The organism is Mesorhizobium sp. NZP2298 (assembly GCF_013170825.1).
Classification (GTDB): Bacteria; Pseudomonadota; Alphaproteobacteria; order Rhizobiales; family Rhizobiaceae; genus Mesorhizobium.
Genome location: NZ_CP033365.1, coordinates 355412 through 374209, shown reverse-complemented (window position 1 = coordinate 374209; position 18798 = coordinate 355412). Strand labels below are relative to the sequence as shown.

Below are 18798 nucleotides of genomic sequence, written 5' to 3'. Positions count from 1 at the left end.
TAAGCCTGCCGGCTTCTGTTGTTGTGCCAGCCGGCCTTGGCACAGCAGCGGGCGACAATTGGCTTGCCGGGAAGTCACAATTCCAGCAAAGGTGGGTTCCAGCCCAGCTTTTCCCCGGCCTGCAAGTGAGTGCTTCCCAGAGATATGTCGAAAGCGCGACGCCGCCGGTGGCGATCCTGTGCATGCTTGCCACCTATGTCTTCTTCACTTTCCTCGACACCTCAAGCAAATATCTCGTCCTGGCCGGCGTTTCCGCGCTGATCGTCGCCTGGGTGCGCTTTGCCGTGCATGTCGTGCTGGTCGGCGCATTGCTGCGCGGCTGGCGGCAACCCATGCGGTTTCGCCCGGTCAACCTGCCGGCGCATGTGTTGCGCGGTGTGTTCCTGTTCGGCTCGACCATGTGCAACATCCTGGCGCTCCGCTCCCTGCAACTGGCCGAGACGACGTCGATCTATTTCTTCGGGCCGATGGTGATCACCGCACTTGCCGGCCCGCTGCTTGGCGAATGGGCAGGCTGGCGGCGCTGGCTGGCCATCCTCGCCGCCTTCGCCGGAGTTCTGATCATCACAAGGCCAGGTGTCGGCGTTTTCGGTATCGGGCATCTCTTCGCGCTCGGCTCGATGCTGTCGAACAGCTTCTATGTCATCATGACGCGCCGCATGTCGGCGACCGAGACGTCGGAAAGCCTGATCCTGTTCTCGGCGCTGGCGCCGGCGGTGCTGCTTTTGCCCATGCTGCCGTTCTCATTCTCGCTGCCGCATGATGGCTGGCACTGGTTCGTCCTGCTCATGCTTGGCGTGTTCGGCGGTGTCGGGCACTGGCTGCTGGTGCAGGCCTATCGGCTGGCGACGACCACGGCACTGGCCCCCTATCCCTACTCGCAGATGGTGTGGATGATCATTTCCGGCTGGATTGTCTTCAAGCAGTTTCCCGACCGCTGGACACTGGTCGGCGCGGCCATCATCGTTGCCAGCGGCCTCTACATCGTCCATCGCGAGCACCGGCTCCGGCTGCGGAGCCGCGCGGCCTCCGATGTCGAGGCGGAAGCTCTGGCAAAAAAACTTTGATTTGCTCCCGATCGGTGGCATAACGCCGCCTTTAAACAGTTTAGGTCGAAATTCAGGTCGTTCGGGGAGCGCAAGGCGCTGGCACAAAAAATCAAGCTTTCGACGATCGCCGATGCACTCGGCGTGTCCACGGCCACCGTGTCGCTGGCGCTGCGCGACAGCCCGCTGGTGGCCGGCTCGACGCGTGATCGCATCAAGGAACATGCGCGCGCCATCGGCTATATCTACAACCGCCGCGCCGCCAGTCTGCGCACTTCACGCTCGGGCATTGTCGGCGTCGTCGTGCACGATATCATGAACCCGTTCTTCGCCGAAATACTGCGCTCGATCGAGAGCGAGCTCGACCGCAGCCGGCAGACCTTCATTCTGTCCAATCATTACGACCAGCTCGAAAAGCAGCGCACTTTCATCGACACGCTGCTGCAGCTTGGCGCCGACGGCGTCATCATGTCGCCGGCCATCGGCACGCCGGCTTCCGATATCCTGATGGCCGAGGAAAACGGCCTGCCGGCGGTGCTGATCGCCCGCACCGTCGAGGGCGCCGACGTGCCGGTGTTTCGCGGCGACGACGCCTATGGCACCGGGCTTGCCACCAACCATCTGATCTCGCTCGGCCACAAGCGCATCGCCATGATCGGCGGCACCGACCAGACCTCGACCGGCCGCGACCGCTACCAGGGCTATGTCAACGCCATGGAGGCGGCTGGGCTCGAAGTCAGGCCGTCCTGGCGCATCGCCGGCCCGCGCACCAAGCAGGCCGGCTTCGAGGCTGCCGGGCAGTTCCTGGCGCTGAAGGACAAGCCGACCGCCGCCTGCTGCTGGAACGACCTCGTCGCCATCGGCCTGATGAACGGCATTGCCCGTGCCGGCTTGGTGCCGGGCATCGACATCTCCGTCACCGGCTATGACGATCTCGAGGAGGCGGCGATCGCCACGCCGGCACTGACCACCGTCTGGAACGGCCAGCGCGAGGTCGGCCGCCGCGCCGCCAGCGCGCTGCTCGACAAGCTCAACGGGCAGACGGTGCGGCCCTCGCAGGAATTGATCAAGCCGGAACTGCATGTGCGCCAGTCGACCGGCAAGCCGGTGGAGCGTGCATGACCAAGGCCGAACAGCTGCAAGCCGTCGCCATTCTGGTGCCGGCGGACTTCAGCGACCATGCCGTCGGGCGCATCGATCGTACCTTCAACCGGGTCGGGATCGAGCGCGCCGATCCGGCGCTGGTCACCGACGAGATGCGCCGCACGGTGCGTGGCATAGCCTCCTTTGCCGGCATCAGCGCGGCAATGATGGATGCCTTGCCCAATCTCGAACTCATCGCTTCCTTTGGGGTTGGGTATGACTCGGTTGATGTCGGCCATGCCGCGGCAAAGAACATCATGGTCACCAACACGCCCGACGTCCTCACAGACGAGGTAGCCGACACCGCGATCGGGCTGCTGATCAACACGGTCCGTGACCTGCCGCGCGCGGAAAACTGGCTGCGTGACGGCAGCTGGGTGCGCAAGGGCAACTATCCGCTGAGCCGGCTGACCTTGCGCGCGCGCCGCGTCGGCATTTTCGGCATGGGCCGCATCGGGCAAGCCATTGCCCGGCGGCTCGAGGCGTTCGGCCTGCCGGTCGCCTATCACAACCGGCGCCGTGTCGAAGGTCTTTCCTATCGGTATCACCCGACGCTGAAGGGCCTGGCCGAAGCGGTCGACACGCTGATTTCGGTGGCGCCTGGCGGGGCCTCGACGCAGAAGGCGGTCAATGCCGAGATCCTGTCGGCGCTCGGCGCCAACGGCGTCTTCGTCAACATCGGCCGCGGCAGCACGGTCGACGAGGCAGCACTGGCGGCTGCCCTAGCAGACGGCACCATCGCCGCAGCCGGGCTCGATGTCTTCGCCGACGAACCGAACGTGCCCAAGGCGCTGCTCGACGCCCCCAACACCTCTCTTTTGCCGCATGTCGGCTCGGCCTCGGAGCACACGCGCCGCGCCATGGCCGATCTGTGCGTCGACAATCTGGTTTCCTGGTTCACCGAACGCCGGGCTCTGACACCGGTTCCGGAGACGGCGCATGTCAAGGATCGCGGCTGAGTGGCAGTTTGCCACACTTATTAACGCCAGCTTAACCCTTTGAAATCATTATTCATCCTGCCTGTCATCCGTGGATGAAGACCAGAATGAAAACGCTTCCCGTCTTTATCGCTGCCGTCGCCGTGTTCGGCGGCGTTCAGGTCTTTCACGGCGGCAGCGGGGAAAGCGCCGCCGAAGAGGCCACGCCAACGGATAATACCTACAGACTGGTCGCCAATGGTGACGAGGGGGCTTGCATGGTCAAGCGTGGCGCCTCGATTTCACAGGGGCTGTCGTTGCTGACGGTGGCTCCGACCTGCCGCCGGCTCTTGCCAGGCATCGAGCAGGCAAAATTCTGGCGCGAAGAAGAGGATGGCACGGTCGCCTTCAGCGCCGACGGCATCGATCCGATCGTCACCTTCGCCGTGGCTGATGGCGACGGGTACGAATCCTATGCACCAGCCACGCCATTGCTTTCACTGGCGGGCGACCGGAAGACTGACGACTGATTATTCCGCGGCAGCGCGCGAGCCAGCCTTTGCCGCTGCATGCAGGCGCACCGCATCGCCGAAGGCGCGGAAGATCTTGGCCGAGTTGCTGTCCGATTTGACCCAGTATTCCGGATGCCACTGGACGCCAACGGCAAAAGCCCGGGCATCCCTGACCGAAACCGCTTCGACCGTCCCGTCGGTTGCGACGGCCTCGATTTGCAGTTTCGAGCCGAGCCGGTCGACGGCTTGGCGATGCACGGAATTGACCATGATGTCGCCCTCGCCGAAGACGCCGGCCAGACAACTGCCGGGCCTGATGGTCACCTTCTGGCGGATGCCGAAGCGCTCGTCCTGATTGTCACTCACTGGCGCGCGGTGGTCGAGCGAGCCCTCGCGTTCCTGGATCTCGGTGCCCAGCGTGCCGCCGAGAGCGACATTCAGCTCCTGGATGCCGCGGCAGATGGCGAGCAGCGGCACGCCGCGCTCGATCGCCCGGCGGATCAGCGGCAGCGTGGTGGCGTCGCGCGCCGGATCATAAGGGCCGTTGGCTTCGCTGGCATCGCCGCCGTAAAGCGAGGGGTGCACGTTGGATTTCGAGCCGGTGACCATGACACCGTCGACCGAGGACAAAAGTTCGTCGAAGTCGAGCCTGTCGCCGAACGACGGCACCAGCAGCGGGAACACGCCCGCACCGGTGATTGCGGCTTCCAGATATTGCTGAGGGGCGGCATGCCAGGTGTAGTTGTCGAACTGACGGACGTCGGTCGATATGGCGACGAGCGGCTGCTGCATTTTGGCTCTGGTTTCCATCTGGCAAGGTCTATCCTGCCTTCAAAATAGGCGATCCGCTATGGTTTTTCCATGGCAAGTTTCGGCGTGTCGCATGGGCCACCAAATCCCCCGTTAGACTATAGTTGCAGGGCCGCATGGCTCGGTTACCAAATCACGCCGCCGTGCTGGACTAGACGTCTTGCCCGTGTATTGTTTCGGCCAACCGATACGGGGAGCCGAGGATTTCCCGAATGTCGGTCTGTTGATCCAAAAGGGAGGAACTGCATGGATCGTCGTTCGTTCATTCGCAAGGCCGGCGTGACCGGTGTCGGCGCCGCGGCGGCGGCGGCAACGCTTGCCGCTCCGGCGATCGCCCAATCCAATCCCAAGGTGACATGGCGGCTGGCGTCGTCCTTCCCGAAATCGCTCGACACCATCTATGGCGGCGCCGAGGTGTTCTCCAAGATGTTGTCGGAAGCCACGGACGGCAATTTCCAGATCCAGGTCTTTGCCGCCGGCGAACTCGTGCCCGGCCTGCAGGCCGCCGACGCCACCACGGCCGGCACGGTAGAGGCCTGCCACACGGTGGCATATTATTACTGGGGCAAGGACCCGACATGGGCGCTCGGTGCGGCGGTTCCCTTTTCGCTCAACGCGCGCGGCATGAACGCCTGGCACTACCATGGCGGCGGCATTGACCTGTTCAACGAGTTTCTCGCCACGCAAGGTCTTTTCGGGCTGCCGGGCGGCAACACCGGCGTGCAGATGGGCGGCTGGTTCCGCAAGGAGATCAACACGGTCGCCGATCTCTCCGGCCTTAAGATGCGCATTGGCGGCTTTGCCGGCAAGGTGGTGCAGAAACTCGGCGTCGTGCCGCAGCAGATCGCCGGCGGCGACATCTACCCGGCGCTGGAAAAGGGCACCATCGACGCCGCCGAATGGGTCGGCCCCTATGACGACGAGAAGCTCGGCTTCTACAAGGTCGCGCCCTACTACTACTATCCCGGCTGGTGGGAAGGTGGTCCGACCGTCCACCTGATGTTCAACAAGGCGAAATACGAAGAGCTTTCGCCAGCTTACAAATCGCTGTTGCACACCGCCGCGCAAGCCGCGGATGCCGACATGCTGCAGAAATACGACTATGTTAACCCCGCAGCGGTGAAGCGGTTGGTGGCCGGCGGCGCGAAACTGCGTCCGTTCAGCCAGGAGATCATGGCCGCCTGCTTCCAAAAGGCCAACGAGGTCTATGCCGAGATGGAGGCCTCGAACGCGCCGTTCAAGAAGATCTGGGAATCGATCAAGGGCTTCCGCAAGGAGCACTACCTCTGGGCACAGGTGGCCGAGTACAATTACGACACCTTCATGATGGTCCAGCAGCGCAACGGCAAGCTGTAAGAGGCGAACATCGACTCAAGAAGACCCGGGAAGCTCGGCTTACCCGGGTCTTTTCATTTGGCCGCGTGGTGATCCCGGAAGGGCCCGCCGCCTAGTTTCGACCCGGCACCACCAGCACCTTGACCTCGCCCGGCGCCGGCGGATTGGCGATCACATCAGCCGCCTCTTCGAGCGGCACCTGCCTGGAGATCAGCCGGTTGATCTCGATCGCGCCCGACGCGATTAGCTCGGCGGCGCGGTGATGCGTGTAGGGATTGAGGAAGGAGCCAACCACCTTCAATTCCCGGAACAGCAGATCGAAGGGCTCGAACTCGGCCTTCATGCCTTGTGGCGTCACGCCGACGATGACGACCGTGCCGCCGGCCCTTGCCAGCCGCATCGATTGCTCGACGGTCTCGCGCACGCCCGCGCATTCGAACACCACGTCGGCGCCGCCAATCATCAGCCCCGCCGGTCCGCGAATGGCATCAATGACATCGGCGGCGGTGGGGTCGACCGTTGCCGTCGCACCGAGCTCCTCGGCAAGCGCGCGCCGCGAGGCCTGTCTGGTCGACAGGATGATGGTCGTGGCACCGGCCAGCCTTGCCAATTGCACGGTGAGCAGGCCGATGACGCCGCCGCCCAGCACGATCACCGAACTGCCGGGCTTGATCGCGGCAAGATCGATGCCATGCAGGCAGCAGCCGAGCGGCTCGCAGAATGCGCCATGCGTTGGAGGCAGATCGGCGGGCAGGATGAAGGCCTGCTCCCGCGGCAGCACGACATACTCGGCAAAGCCGCCATCGCGATGGATGCCGATGGCATTGAGATTGCGGCAGAGATTGACCCGGCCGGCATGGCAATGCGGACATCGCCCGCAGGCGATGTTGGGATCGCCGGTGACGCGGTCGCCGATGGCGAAGCCGGAGACCGTGTCGCCGACCGCCTCGATGATGCCCGAAAATTCATGTCCGGGCGTCACCGGTGGCCGGCAGGGGAATTCGCCATGGAAGAGGTGGCGGTCGGTGCCGCAGACACCGCAGGCTTCGATCCGCACCAGAAGCTCGTCCGGGCCGGGGACAGGTTTGACGACCTCGCGCAGCGCGATGCTGCCCACGGCCTCCAGCCGCACCGCTTTCATGGCGTCGTCCCTCTCAATTGAAGCTCGGCGGTTGCGAGAGGTCCGGCGCCGGTGTCGCCGGCTTGGCCGGCGGCGCATCGCCGAAGCTCGGCGGCTGCGATAGATCTGGCGTGCCGGGCGCGGCCGGCGCGCTGCCGCCATTGGCGGGCGCGCCACCATCCTGCGGAGCGCCGAGCGGCGACAGGCCGGGCACTTCCGGCACCTTGTAGTCGATCGTGCCCGGATCGATCGCCGTCCCCTTGTAGCGCATCACCATTTGCGGGAAGGCGATGGTCAGTCCGATCATCACCACCTGGATCAGGACGAAGGGCACCGCGCCCCAATAGATCTGACCGGTGGTGACCGGCGCGATCTGCCTGCCGGTGATGCGGTCGAGATAGGGCACGCGCGCGGCGACCGAGCGCAGGTAGAACAGCGCGAAGCCGAAGGGCGGGTGCATGAAGCTGGTCTGCATGTTGACCCCGAGCAGCACGCCGAACCAGATCAGGTCGATGCCGAGCTTGTCGGCCGCCGGCGCCAAGAGCGGCACGATGATGAAGGCCAGCTCGAAGAAGTCGAGGAAGAAGGCCAGGAAGAAGACGAGGATGTTGACGCCGATCAGGAAGCCGACTTCGCCGCCCGGCAGCGAGGTCAGAAGGTGCTCGACCCAGATCTGGCCGTTGACGCCGTAGAAGGTCAGCGAGAAGACGCGCGCGCCGATCAGGATGAACAGCACGAAAGACGACAGCCGCGTCGTCGAGGCCAGTGCCTGCTTGATCACATCCAGCGACAGCCGGCCCTTTGCCGCGGCCATCGCCAAAGCGCCGACCGCGCCCATGGCGCCGCCTTCGGTCGGCGTGGCGATGCCGAGGAAGATGGTGCCCAGCACCAGGAAGATCAGCGCCAGCGGCGGGATCAGCACGATGACGACCTGCTGCGCCAGCCGCGACATCATGTTGATGTTCAACCTTCTGTCGGCGATCGCGACGACATAGATCAGGATCACGCCGACGCAGGCGCCAAGAATGTCGGCACCGTCGCCATGGGTCGGCGCCAGATAGCTGTACGCCGCATAGGAGATGGCCACCGCCGCCGCCAATGCCACCAGCAGCGAAATCACGCCATGGCCGAGTGTGCGCGCTTCGAGCGGCAGCGCCGGCATCATCTTCGGCCGGAAGATCGACACGATGAGAATGTAGAGTGCGTAGAGACCGGTGAGCACGAGGCCCGGGATCAGCGCACCCGCATACATGTCACCGACCGAACGGCCGAGTTGGTCGGCCAGAACGATCAGCACCAGTGAGGGCGGGATGATCTGGGCGAGCGTACCGGAGGCGGCGATGACACCGGACGCCAGACGGCGGTCGTAGCCATAGCGCAGCATGATGGGCAGCGAGATCAGCCCCATGGCGATGACCGATGCCGCCACCACGCCGGTGGTCGCCGCCAGCAACGCGCCGACGAAGATCACCGCATAGGCGAGGCCGCCGCGGATCGGGCCGAACAGCTGGCCGATCGTGTCGAGCAGGTCCTCGGCCATGCCCGATCGTTCGAGCACGATGCCCATGAAGGTGAAGAACGGAATGGCCAGCAGCGTGTCGTTCGACATCACCCGGCTGCCGTAGAAATTGTCCGGCAACGCATAGAGCAGCGGCCAGGCGAGGTTGATCGCCCCGCCCGAATAGGGCGTCAAAAGCACGCCGATGAAGAAGAACATCAGGCCGTTGGCGGCCAGCGAGAAGGCGACGGGATAGCCGATCAGCATGAACAGGATCAGCGAGGTGAACATGATCGGCGCCATGTTCTGGGCGATGAACTCCATCACGAGCGCACCTCGTCGGCCAGCGCCTTGGCTTCGAGTTCAGCCTGTTCGTGCACGGAAATGAAGGGGTTGGGATCGTCCATGACGCCGCGCATGATGGCGATCTTCTTGATGATCTCGGAAATGCCCTGGAGCGCGAGCAGGAAAAAGCCGACCAGCAGGATGGCCTTGGCCGGCCAGACGATCAGGCCGCCGGCATTGGTCGACATTTCACCGCTGTGGAACGACAGCGACACGTAGGGCACGAAATAGACGACCATCAGTGTCACGAACGGCATCAGGAAGAGGATATGGCCGAGAAGGTCAATCCAGTGTTGCACGCGGCGTGAAAACAGGCCGTAGACGATATCGATGCGGATATGCTCGTTCTGCTTCAGCGTATAGGCGGCCGCCAGCATGAAGGCGGCGCCGAACAGGTACCATTGCAGTTCCAGCCACGCATTCGACGAGGTGTCGAATATCTTGCGGATGACGGCGTTGGCCGCGCTCACCAGGATCGCCAGCAGGATCAGCCAGGATACCGATTTGCCGATGAATTCGTTGAGGCGGTCGATGCCCCGCGACAGAGCGAGCGGCCCTTCCATGCAGTCCTCCCTTGTATCCGAGGCGTGCCGGCTCCCCCTTTTTTAGCCGTCACGCCGCGTGGCCCAACGGTATGCCGCGCGTGGCCGGACGGGTCAACACGGATGGCGGCTGCAAAACGGTAGCGGATGAAGGGTGGCGCGGGACAAGGGCGGTCTGCCCCCCGCGTCATGCAACCAAAGTCTGATGGGCTCAGACGACCTTGCCGGTATCGCGGCCGGCGCCGATCAGGATCAGCATGGCCACCAGGAACAGGTACATCCACGCATCGCGCCATTCGACCGGGAAATAGCCGGCCCACAGTGATTCGGCCATGCCGAAGGCGGCCGCGCCCAGTGCTGCCCGCGGCGGCGAAAGGTAGCCGCCGACCGCTGTCACGAACAGGATCTTCAGCCCGTAGACCAGGCCGGAACCGAAGCTGACATTGCCGTAGTAGAGGCTGGCCATCACGCCGGCCAGCGCGGCGCAGAAGCCGCCGAACAGCACGGCACGCTGGAACACGCCGCGCACGTCGACACCGCACAGGGCGGCGGCTCGTGGATCGTCCGAGACAGCACGCCAGCACCGGCCGAAGTTGGAGTGGGCAAACGCAAAGGTGGCGAGTGCGACCGCCGCCAGGACCACCGCGCAGTCGAGCACCTGGATCAGCGTCAGCGTCGCCTTGAAACCGGAGCCTTCGGCGAAGACGATCGGCTGAGCCAACATTGGCGGCAGCCACAGATCATGCGTGTCGGCCGCGATTCGGCTTGCTTCCGACAGCACGAGCAGGATGCCGAGCGTGGTCACCACGATGGCATTGGGCGAGCGGTCGGCCAGCGGCTCGAAGATGCTGCGCGACAGGACATGGCTTATCAGCGCCGCAAAGAGGAACGCCGCGATGACACCGAACAGCACCGAAGCCAACAGTGTCAGCCACAGAACCTGGTAGCCGAAGGCGACGCTCAGGATCATCGCCTGGCCACAGAACGCAAACAGCGCGCCATAGGCGAGGTTGGTGCGGTGCAGGATGCCGTTGGTCAGCACGTAGCCGAAGGCGAGCAGCGCATAGAGCGCGCCCGAATGCAGCCCGTTCAGCACCTGTTGGAAGAAATAGAGCATGCTCAACACCAGAAGCATCTCGCCCCGAATGCGCGGTGGTCCGGGACGACGAAAATGCTCAAGACAAAGCGACGATACCGTGCGCATCAGAGGTTTGCATCGTCGAATCTAACTTGTCAAATGCGCTTTATCGGTTAGATTTTGCGATATGACAGTTGCCTGGACCCCGCACCGCTTCACTGGCGGCCTGCTTGCGCTCGACACGGCGAACACCGTCGTGCTGCGCGGCGATCCGCAACGCACATTCGACCGCTTCGACGATCCGGTCGAAATCGCCCGCTTTGCCGATGCGGCCAGCGGCTTCCGCGCCGCCGAGCTTGGCGACAGGCGGCTGGCGGTATCCTCACCGGCGGCAATCGCGCCTGTCGTGCTGTCGATCCGCGAGACGACCGACCGGCTGTTTCGCGGCGCGGTTTCGAAGGGAGCGCTCGCCACCGCTGACCTGCCGGATTTCCTGCGGGCCTGTGCCGAGGGCCTGGCCGGCAGCCGCACCGAGATCGGTGTGCCGGGAAGGCCGTTCGGGAATCCCTCGACACCGATCGCTTTCGAGGCGGCACTGGCGGTTTCGGCACTGTCGCTGCTGCGTGACGACACGGTCGCGAGGCTCAGGATCTGTCCCAACTGCACCTGGCTGTTTGTCGACAGAAGCCGCAATTCCAGCCGTCTTTGGTGCGACATGTCGGTCTGCGGCAACCGGCAGAAGGCAAGTCGTCACTATCGTCGCCGCCGCTTGGCGGCCCATGAGGTCAAGGATGCCTAGGGGATTTTCACGCGCTCTCGTTGCCGGCGCCATCTTGATCGCCGCCGCCGCGCTCGGCGCCTGCCGCGATACCGGCGGCGAGGGCAAGCTGTTCGAGGTTTCCGGCAAGATATTCGTCTTCAACTACCGTCTCGCCAGGGCGACCTACGTGGTGACGCTGCGGCCGTTGCGGCCGATGGGTGAGGGCCAGGTGGCGGTTGCCAGCTTCCAGAATCCTGCCGGCGGTGCGCCTTTGGTGGTCGAACAGAAGGTCTGGCCGAAGCTCGACAAGGTGAGCCTGGAGAGCCCGGCGCTGACCTGCATTGTCAAGAACAAGCCCTATGCCATCGCTATCAGCATCAAGGGCGCCGACGGTGCCGTCCTGCAGACGATCGACACCACGCTGATGTCGACGGAGGACCAGTCGATTCTGCCCGACCGGCCGCTGGTCATCGACCAGCTCTATACGGCCAATCCCGACCTAGCGGGCCATCCCGACGGCAAGCTGCCGGGCGAGCCAAAGCCGGACTGCTCGAAAGCCGGCTGACGCCTTCCGACCGCGCCGGTGTCGGCCGGAATTTTCGTACGCGTTGGCGCCGTCGATGCACGGTTTCATGCGTGCCCCGGCGCCCGCCGGACTGTTTGTTGCGCGTGGCCTGGCCCCTTCGATTTTGTTTGACCTGCCTTGCAAGGGGAGAAAGGATGCGTCATCCGATCCCGACGTTGGCTGCTGCCCCGCGGCCTTCGCAGAGGAAATGCCCGATGACGCTGCATGATGTCGCGCTCGACGACAAGTTCGACCTCGGAAAGGAGCGCATCTTCCTGTCCGGCGCGCAGGCGGTCATCCGCATGCTCCTGATGCAGCGCGAGCGCGACCGCCGCGCTGGCCTGAACACGGCCGGTTTCGTCTCCGGCTATCGCGGCTCGCCGCTCGGCGGCCTCGACATGCAGCTGTGGAAGGCGAAGAAGCAGCTCGCCGGGGCCGACATCGTCTTCCAGCCCGGCCTCAACGAGGAGCTTGCCGCCACCGCCTGCTGGGGATCACAGCAGACGGAGTTGCTGGGCGAGGGCACCCATGACGGGGTCTTTTCGGTCTGGTACGGAAAGGGGCCGGGCGTCGATCGTTCAGGCGACGTCTTCCGTCACGCCAATCTTGCCGGCTCGTCGAAGCACGGTGGTGTGCTCGCTCTCATGGGCGACGACCACATGGCCGAATCCTCGACCAACGCGCACGCCACCGAATTCCTCTTCGTGGATACAATGGTGCCGATCCTCAACCCGGCCGGCGTCCAGGAGATCATCGACTACGGCCTGTATGGCTTTGCCATGTCGCGTTTCGCCGGCACCTGGGCGGCGATCAAATGCGTCAAGGACAACATCGAATCGACGGCCTCGGTCGACGCCTCGCTCGAACGGCTCAACATCGTCCTGCCGGAATTCGACATGCCGCCGGGCGGCCTCAACATCCGCCACGAGATCGACATGCTCGGCCAGGAAGAGCGGCTGCACGAGTACAAGCGTGCCGCGGCCTCCGCCTTCATCCACGCCAACGGGCTGAATCACATCGTCTATTCGGGCGGCCGCAACCCGAAGCTCGGCATCATCACGCTGGGCAAGAGCTATCTCGATGTCCGCCAGGCGCTGGAGGATATCGGCATCGACGAGGCAGCCGCCAACCGCATCGGCGTGCGGCTGTTCAAGGTCGGTTGCCCCTGGCCGCTCGACCTGCAGCACATCGAGGACTTTGCCCGTGGCCTCGACGCCATCGTCGTGGTCGAGGAGAAGCGCTCGCTGATCGAGGTGCAACTGCGCGAGAACCTCTACGGTAACGCCATGCAGCCGGTCATCGTCGGCAAGAAGGATGAGCGCGGCGACTGGCTGTTTCCCGCCAAGGGCGCGCTCGACCCCAACGAGATCGCCATAGCCCTCGGCGAGCGGATCGTGAAAACCATCGGTCCGTCGGAGGAAATCTCCGCGCGGGTGGCGAAGCTCCGCCAGTTCCAGGCAATGCTGGCGGATGCCACCGACATCGGTTCGCGCACGCCCTTCTTCTGTTCGGGCTGTCCGCACAACTCCTCGACCAAGGTGCCGGACGGCTCGATCGCCGCCGCCGGCATAGGCTGCCATTTCATGGCGCTCTGGATGGACCGCAATACGCTGGGCTTCACGGCCATGGGCGGCGAAGGCGCGCAATGGGTCGGCCAGGCGCCTTTCTCCAAGCGCGATCATATCTTCCAGAACCTCGGCGATGGCACCTACAACCATTCCGGCACGCTGGCGATCCGCTTCGCGCTGTCGAGCGGGGCCAACATCACCTACAAGATACTTTACAACGATGCCGTGGCCATGACCGGCGGCCAGCCGCACGAGGGCGGCCTGACGGTGGACATGATCGCCAAGCAGGTGCGGGCAGAGGGCGTCGACCGCATCGCCATCGTCACCGACGAACCCGACAAATATGCCGGCAAGGCCGAATTCCCCGCCGGCGCCACCATCCACCACCGCGACGACCTCGATCTCGTCCAGCGCGAGTTGCGCGACGTCAAGGGCGTTTCGATCCTGCTCTACGACCAGACCTGTGCGGCCGAGAAGCGCCGGCGCCGCAAGCGCGGCACCTTTCCCGATCCCGACAAGCGCGTCTTCATCAACGAACTGGTCTGCGAAGGCTGCGGCGATTGCGGCGTGCAGTCGAACTGCGTCTCGATCCAGCCGGTCGAGACCGAATTCGGCCGCAAGCGCCGGATCGACCAGTCTAGCTGCAACAAGGACTTCTCCTGCGTCAACGGCTTCTGCCCGTCCTTTGTCACCGTGCACGGCGCCAAGATCAGGAAAGCCGAGGGCCTGGCCGGCAAGACTGATCCGCTCGACGGTGTGCCGGCACCGGCCGAATTTCCTCTGGGCGCCGAGGGATGGGCGGCGATCATCGACGGCGTCGGCGGCACCGGCGTCGTCACCGTCGGCGCCGTGCTCGGCATGGCGGCTCATCTCGAGGGCAAGGGGTGCGGCATGATCGACATGGCCGGTCTCGCCCAGAAGGGCGGCTCGGTGTTCACCCATGTCCGCATCGCCCGCACGCCGGACGATATCCATGCCATCCGCGTTTCGGCGGGGAAGGCCGACCTCGTGCTTGGCTGCGACCTCGTCGTGTCGGGCGCCAAGAAGGTGCTGACGGCGGTACGCGAGGGCCATACCATCTTCCTCGCCAACACCGCCGAGATCATGCCCGGCGAGTTTGCCCGCTCGGCGGATTTCTCGCTGCCCATCGAACGCCTGAAGAAAGCGATCCGCACCGCCGCCGGCGAGGACAAGGCGCATTTCTTCGACGCCACCCGTACCGCCACATCGCTGTTCGGCAATTCGCTGGGCGCCAACATGTTCATGCTCGGCTTTGCCTTCCAGCATGGTGGCCTGCCGCTGTCGGCCAAGGCCGTCGAAAAGGCCATCGAGCTCAATGGCGAAGCGGTGGCGATGAACATCGCCGCCTTCCGCTGGGGCCGCCGCGCGGCACACCAGCCGGATTTCGTGCGCGGCCTTGTCGCCCAGCCGGGCAAGGCGGGACAAGCCGCCCCGGTCGCGCAGACGCTGGACGAGATCATTGCCCGCCGTGTCGCCTTCCTGACCTCCTATCAGAACGCCGCCTATGGCAGGCGTTATGCCGACAGGCTGGCGCTGCTGCGCGCCGCCGAGGCCAAGGCCGTGCCCGGCTCGACCGCCGTGACCGAGGCGGCGGCGAGGAACCTGTTCAAGCTGATGGCGATCAAGGACGAATACGAGGTGGCGCGGCTCTACACCGACGGCTCCTTTGCCGCCGAGCTTGGAAAGCAGTTCCAGAGCTACGAGAAGCTCGAATTCCATCTCGCGCCGCCGCTCATGGGACGTCGCGGCAATGACGGAAGCCCTCGGAAATCGAGCTTCGGCCCCTGGATGATGAAGGGTTTTCGCCTGCTGGCGGCGCTGAAGGGCTTGCGCGGCACCGCTTTCGACCTGTTCGGCTATACCGCCGAACGGCGTGCGGAACGGCAGCTTTTGGCACAGTATGAGGGTGATCTGCAGCTCGTCGCCAAGTCGCTGGCGCCGGGCAAGGCCGATGCGGCGGTCGCTCTCGTTTCGGTTCCCGCGCTCATCCGCGGTTATGGCCATGTCCGGCAGGCCAGTGCCGAAAAGGCCCTGGGCGAGCGCCAAAGGCTGCTAGATCGCTTGGCAAAAGCACCGGCAAGGCCGAAACTTCAGGCCGCCGAATGATCCAAAAAGCGCCTAAAACCAGGCGTTTCAGCCCAGGCTAAAGGTTTTTTAATGGGACTATGCCAAGGCTGGGGCTCATTGGGCGCCAGTAATGGGCAAAACAAAGACCGATAACATCCCAGTGGATGTTTATATCCAGTTTGTGCGCTCGTTGTTCGACAACGCGCATATGCTGGTCATCGGCGCGCTTTGCCACGCCACGATCAGCCTCATGGTCTACTGGCGTCAAGGCCAGCCTATTTTCCTGGCTCTCGCCGGCGCGCTGCTCGGCATCGGCGTCTGGCGTTACTTCAGCCTGCGGCGGTTCCACCGCTCGGGCGGCGAGATTCGCGACGCCGCCGACGCAACGAAGTGGGAGCGCGAATACATCCTGAAGGGTAGCCTTCAAGGGTCGTTGCTGGGGTTCTTCTGCTTCATTTCCATCTATGTCTACTCGGACTCCTATGCCGAGATCGGGGCGCTGTCGGTGACGATGGCCTCCCTGGTGACCGTCGTAGGCCGAAATTACGGCTCGCCGCGCATGGTCATGATCTTCGCGGTCACCTTCGTCGGGCCGATCGCCGCGGCGCTCATCCTCCGGTTCGACTTGCCCTATGTCGTGCTGGGCCTGCTGATCATCCCCTTCATGTTCATCATCAAGGGCAGCGCCGACCACGTCCGCAATGTGCTGTTTTCGGCCGTTGTCGGACACAAGCAGGCGAGACAGATCGCGCAGCGCTTCAACCGCGCCCTCAACACCATGTCGCATGGCCTGGTCATGCTCGGCCCGGACGGCAAGGTGGTTGTCGGCAACGCCGAGGCCGCCCGTCTGATGTCGCTGAAATCCCCCGACCAGTTGCTCGGGCGCTCGATCCATTCATTGCTGCTGCGCGGCGTTGCCGGCGGCATGCTGGCACCGAAGGACTGCCGCTATGTCGAGGCGCAGCTGACGCGCGCCTTGCGCGAGGGGCGCGACCGCAAGGTGCTGGTTTCCTTCTCCAATGGCCAGCACTTTGAATTCTCCGCCCGCGAGGGCAACCAGGAACTGGGCGTCATCACCTTTGAAGACGTGACCGCGCGTGTCGAGACGGAGGAAAAAATCCGTTTCATGGCACGCTACGACAACCTCACCGGCCTGCCGAACCGCGCCTATTTCCACGAACTGGTCGGCGAACTGATGGCCTCCGGCGAGCGCGACCGCCTGTGCGGCCTGGCGGTGGTCGACCTCGACGATTTCAAGAGCGTCAACGACACGCTCGGCCATCCTGTCGGCGATGGCCTGATCTATGCCGTCGCGGAACGGCTCGCGGCGATCGCCGGGCAAGGCATTACCGTCAGCCGCTTCGGCGGCGACGAATTCATGATGTTCTTCGACCGCATCGAGGACGAAAGTCATCTCGCCAGCCTGCTCGACCAGATTTTCGCCGACCTGCAGGGCGAGGTCGACGTCGCCGGCCACGGCTTGCGGATCCAGGCCAGCGCCGGCGCGGTGCTGTCCAAGGTCGAGGGAACCGACGTCGACGCCATGATCGTCAAGGCGGACCTGGCGCTCTACAAGGCCAAGGAGCTCGGCAAGAACGGCTGGCGGCTGTTCGAGGCGGCGATGGATGCCGCGTTCCGCAACCGTCAGCTGATGAAGGCGGATCTGCGCACCGCCGTGGAAAGCAAGAACCTGCGGGTTGTCTATCAGCCGATCGTGGCCATGAAGACCATGCGCATCGCCAGCTGCGAGGCGCTGTGCCGCTGGGACCATCCCGATCTCGGGCCGATTTCGCCCGGCGTATTCATCCCGCTGGCCGAGGAGATGGGCATCATCTCCGAGATCAGCACTTTCGTGCTCCAGGCGGCCTGCGCCGAATGCGCCAAATGGCCTGACCAGACCAGCGTCTCGGTCAACCTTTCCGCCAGGGATTTCCGCAACGGCGATGTCATCCACAAGGTCCGCGATGCGTTGGCCAGTTCAGGCCTCGCCGCCGGCCGGCTGGAGATCGAAGTCACCGAAACCGCGTTGCTCGACGACAAGTCGCAGACGCGCCAATATATCGAGGAACTGAAGCGGCTTGGCGTGCGCATCGCCCTCGATGATTTCGGCACCGGCTATTCCAGCCTGAGCTATCTCCACAAGCTGCCTCTCGACAAGATCAAGATCGACCGCTCTTTCGTGATGGATGTCACTCAGAATCCGCGCTCGCTCGAGCTGTTGAAGGGCGTCGTCGACCTGGCCCGTATCCTGGGTCTCACCGTGACCATCGAAGGCGTCGAGACATTCGAGCAGCTCAAGATCCTGCTGCATTCGGTGAAACCGGATCTTGTCCAGGGCTTCCTGTTCGGCGCCGCACTCAGCGCGTCGGGCATCGAAACCATGTCCAATGTGACCTGGCCTTTCGCCGCCGAATTGCGGCCGATCGCCAAGCGCGCCGCCCCCTGAAATCCAGTCGTCAGGACCCAGATCTTCCAATGGCCGCAATTTACCATTTGTTAACGTTAATTTAGGGTAAACGCAAAAGCTCGGAATTTTGCTTCTGGTTCTTTCTGTGCTTCGCTATTGTCGTTATGCGGCGGTACGAGGACAGAATGGAAAACAAGTTGTTGGGTACGCCCGTGGCGGCGACTGCGGGCAAGGGCAAGAATAGCCCATCAGTGTTTTCAGATCACGTCATGGATGTTCTGGAGCATGTGGAGTATCGCCTTTGCGATGGCGCCGAGGATCTGGAGGCGATCTATAGGCTTCGCTACAATTCCTATCTTCACGCCGGCATGGTGAAGCCAGATGCCTCCCGCATGGTGAAGGACGACTTCGACGACCTGCCCAATTCATACCGCTTCGGCGTCTTTTTCGACGGCGCGCTCGTCAGCACCATCAGAATCCACTACGTCAGCGCGAGATATCCCGTGTCGCCCAGCACCGATGTTTTCGGCGACGTGCTGGCGCGGCGACTGGCGACTGGCGAGACTTTCGTCGATCCAAGCCGGTTCGCAGCCGACCTTGAATGGTCGAGCAGCTTGCGCGTGCTGCCGTATGTCACTCTCAGGCTGGCGGTGGTTGCTTGCAGCCATTTCAAGCCGACCTATTGCCTGACGGCGATCAAGGAAGAGCACTCCGCCTTCTATCATCGCATCTTCCGATCGGAGCAGGCGGTGCCTCCGCGAAATTATCCCGGCCTTACCGTCCCCGTGCATCTCTTCCAGTCGAAGTGCTCCGAGAACATGCAGGCAACGCTGGATCGCTTTCCGTTCTTCAACTCGACGGCATTCGAGCAACGCATGCTCTTCCAACGCCCCAACAGGGGCGAGTTGGCACCGCTGACCATCTTGCCCACCGCCAAGTACTTCGAAGCAGCCTGAGTCCACGCAAGTCTTTTGGCCGCTTCCTCGGGCATCTCCTCGCTTTGAACCGGACTCGGCTTTTGGCCAACGTGCATCACGATGGAGCTTTCCTGGCGTGACGGCGTT

At 63.8% G+C, this 18798-nt stretch carries 15 protein-coding genes; 10 read left to right on the top strand and 5 right to left on the bottom strand.

The features are described 5' to 3' along the window. The first annotated feature begins 125 nt into the window (after positions 1-125). The 4 genes from EB231_RS01685 to EB231_RS01670 all read left to right on the top strand — a co-directional run bounded on the left by EB231_RS01685 (position 126) and on the right by EB231_RS01670 (position 3636). Positions 126-1067: a DMT family transporter gene (locus EB231_RS01685; RefSeq protein WP_081295048.1), complete on the top strand. Its 942-nt coding sequence runs from the start codon at positions 126-128 to the stop codon at positions 1065-1067. A gap of 78 nt (positions 1068-1145) precedes the next feature. Beyond that, positions 1146-2168 carry a LacI family DNA-binding transcriptional regulator gene (locus tag EB231_RS01680; RefSeq protein WP_140606744.1) on the top strand — a complete coding sequence of 341 codons (1023 nt, stop codon included), beginning with the start codon at positions 1146-1148 and terminating at the stop codon, positions 2166-2168. Continuing rightward, entirely contained in the window at positions 2165-3148 is a 984-nt protein-coding gene (locus EB231_RS01675) for a 2-hydroxyacid dehydrogenase (protein WP_172347315.1), read from the top strand. The genes EB231_RS01680 and EB231_RS01675 overlap by 4 nt, the downstream gene beginning before the upstream one ends. Positions 3149-3234: 86 nt before the next feature. Then, on the top strand, positions 3235-3636 hold the full coding sequence (locus EB231_RS01670) for a hypothetical protein (protein WP_172347314.1): 402 nt from the start codon (positions 3235-3237) through the stop codon (positions 3634-3636). Here EB231_RS01670 and EB231_RS01665 read toward each other — a convergent pair whose 3' ends face one another. Further along, on the bottom strand, positions 3637-4428 hold the full coding sequence (locus EB231_RS01665; protein WP_246740856.1) for a gamma-glutamyl-gamma-aminobutyrate hydrolase family protein: 792 nt from the start codon (positions 4426-4428) through the stop codon (positions 3637-3639). Positions 4429-4674: 246 nt separating this feature from the next. Here EB231_RS01665 and EB231_RS01660 point away from each other — a divergent pair, with 246 nt between their 5' ends. Continuing rightward, positions 4675-5784: a TRAP transporter substrate-binding protein gene (locus tag EB231_RS01660; RefSeq protein WP_172347313.1), complete on the top strand. Its 1110-nt coding sequence runs from the start codon at positions 4675-4677 to the stop codon at positions 5782-5784. Between the two features lie 91 nt (positions 5785-5875). Here EB231_RS01660 and EB231_RS01655 read toward each other — a convergent pair whose 3' ends face one another. The 4 genes from EB231_RS01655 to EB231_RS01640 form a co-directional block, all read right to left on the bottom strand. Continuing rightward, entirely contained in the window at positions 5876-6904 is a 1029-nt protein-coding gene (locus EB231_RS01655) for a zinc-dependent alcohol dehydrogenase family protein (RefSeq protein WP_172347312.1), read from the bottom strand. Between the two features lie 13 nt (positions 6905-6917). Beyond that, on the bottom strand, positions 6918-8705 hold the full coding sequence (locus tag EB231_RS01650; protein WP_172347311.1) for a TRAP transporter large permease: 1788 nt from the start codon (positions 8703-8705) through the stop codon (positions 6918-6920). Further along, positions 8705-9289, bottom strand: coding sequence for a TRAP transporter small permease subunit (locus EB231_RS01645; RefSeq protein ID WP_172347310.1), 585 nt, complete (start codon positions 9287-9289; stop codon positions 8705-8707). The genes EB231_RS01650 and EB231_RS01645 overlap by 1 nt, the downstream gene beginning before the upstream one ends. 190 nt (positions 9290-9479) lie before the next feature. Beyond that, a complete protein-coding gene (locus tag EB231_RS01640) occupies positions 9480-10385 on the bottom strand; it encodes a branched-chain amino acid ABC transporter permease (protein WP_172347309.1) in 906 nt (301 codons plus the stop codon). A gap of 148 nt (positions 10386-10533) precedes the next feature. Here EB231_RS01640 and EB231_RS01635 point away from each other — a divergent pair, with 148 nt between their 5' ends. The 5 genes from EB231_RS01635 (at position 10534) to EB231_RS01615 (ending at position 18690) form a co-directional block, all read left to right on the top strand. Continuing rightward, positions 10534-11145, top strand: coding sequence for a CGNR zinc finger domain-containing protein (locus EB231_RS01635; protein ID WP_172347308.1), 612 nt, complete (start codon positions 10534-10536; stop codon positions 11143-11145). Further along, positions 11138-11671 carry a hypothetical protein gene (locus EB231_RS01630; RefSeq protein WP_172347307.1) on the top strand — a complete coding sequence of 178 codons (534 nt, stop codon included), beginning with the start codon at positions 11138-11140 and terminating at the stop codon, positions 11669-11671. Before EB231_RS01635 ends, EB231_RS01630 begins: the two co-directional genes overlap by 8 nt. Before the next feature lie 215 nt (positions 11672-11886). Next, on the top strand, positions 11887-15366 hold the full coding sequence (locus EB231_RS01625; RefSeq protein ID WP_172347306.1) for an indolepyruvate ferredoxin oxidoreductase family protein: 3480 nt from the start codon (positions 11887-11889) through the stop codon (positions 15364-15366). Positions 15367-15457: 91 nt separating this feature from the next. Next, entirely contained in the window at positions 15458-17773 is a 2316-nt protein-coding gene (locus EB231_RS01620) for a putative bifunctional diguanylate cyclase/phosphodiesterase (protein WP_172347305.1), read from the top strand. A gap of 146 nt (positions 17774-17919) precedes the next feature. Then, on the top strand, positions 17920-18690 hold the full coding sequence (locus tag EB231_RS01615) for an N-acyl amino acid synthase FeeM domain-containing protein (protein WP_172347304.1): 771 nt from the start codon (positions 17920-17922) through the stop codon (positions 18688-18690). The last annotated feature ends 108 nt before the right edge of the window (positions 18691-18798 follow it).

What these genes read in the sequence shown, in the direction of transcription:
- EB231_RS01675 (WP_172347315.1), top strand. Translation starts at nt 2,165, where the DNA reads ATGACCAAGGCCGAACAGCTGCAAGCCGTCGCCATTCTGGTGCCGGCG.
- EB231_RS01670 (WP_172347314.1), top strand. Translation starts at nt 3,235, where the DNA reads ATGAAAACGCTTCCCGTCTTTATCGCTGCCGTCGCCGTGTTCGGCGGC.
- EB231_RS01665 (WP_246740856.1), bottom strand. Translation starts at nt 4,428, where the DNA reads ATGGAAACCAGAGCCAAAATGCAGCAGCCGCTCGTCGCCATATCGACC.
- EB231_RS01660 (WP_172347313.1), top strand. Translation starts at nt 4,675, where the DNA reads ATGGATCGTCGTTCGTTCATTCGCAAGGCCGGCGTGACCGGTGTCGGC.
- EB231_RS01655 (WP_172347312.1), bottom strand. Translation starts at nt 6,904, where the DNA reads ATGAAAGCGGTGCGGCTGGAGGCCGTGGGCAGCATCGCGCTGCGCGAG.
- EB231_RS01650 (WP_172347311.1), bottom strand. Translation starts at nt 8,705, where the DNA reads ATGGAGTTCATCGCCCAGAACATGGCGCCGATCATGTTCACCTCGCTG.
- EB231_RS01645 (WP_172347310.1), bottom strand. Translation starts at nt 9,289, where the DNA reads ATGGAAGGGCCGCTCGCTCTGTCGCGGGGCATCGACCGCCTCAACGAA.
- EB231_RS01640 (WP_172347309.1), bottom strand. Translation starts at nt 10,385, where the DNA reads ATGCTCTATTTCTTCCAACAGGTGCTGAACGGGCTGCATTCGGGCGCG.
- EB231_RS01635 (WP_172347308.1), top strand. Translation starts at nt 10,534, where the DNA reads ATGACAGTTGCCTGGACCCCGCACCGCTTCACTGGCGGCCTGCTTGCG.
- EB231_RS01630 (WP_172347307.1), top strand. Translation starts at nt 11,138, where the DNA reads ATGCCTAGGGGATTTTCACGCGCTCTCGTTGCCGGCGCCATCTTGATC.
- EB231_RS01625 (WP_172347306.1), top strand. Translation starts at nt 11,887, where the DNA reads ATGACGCTGCATGATGTCGCGCTCGACGACAAGTTCGACCTCGGAAAG.
- EB231_RS01620 (WP_172347305.1), top strand. Translation starts at nt 15,458, where the DNA reads ATGGGCAAAACAAAGACCGATAACATCCCAGTGGATGTTTATATCCAG.
- EB231_RS01615 (WP_172347304.1), top strand. Translation starts at nt 17,920, where the DNA reads ATGGAAAACAAGTTGTTGGGTACGCCCGTGGCGGCGACTGCGGGCAAG.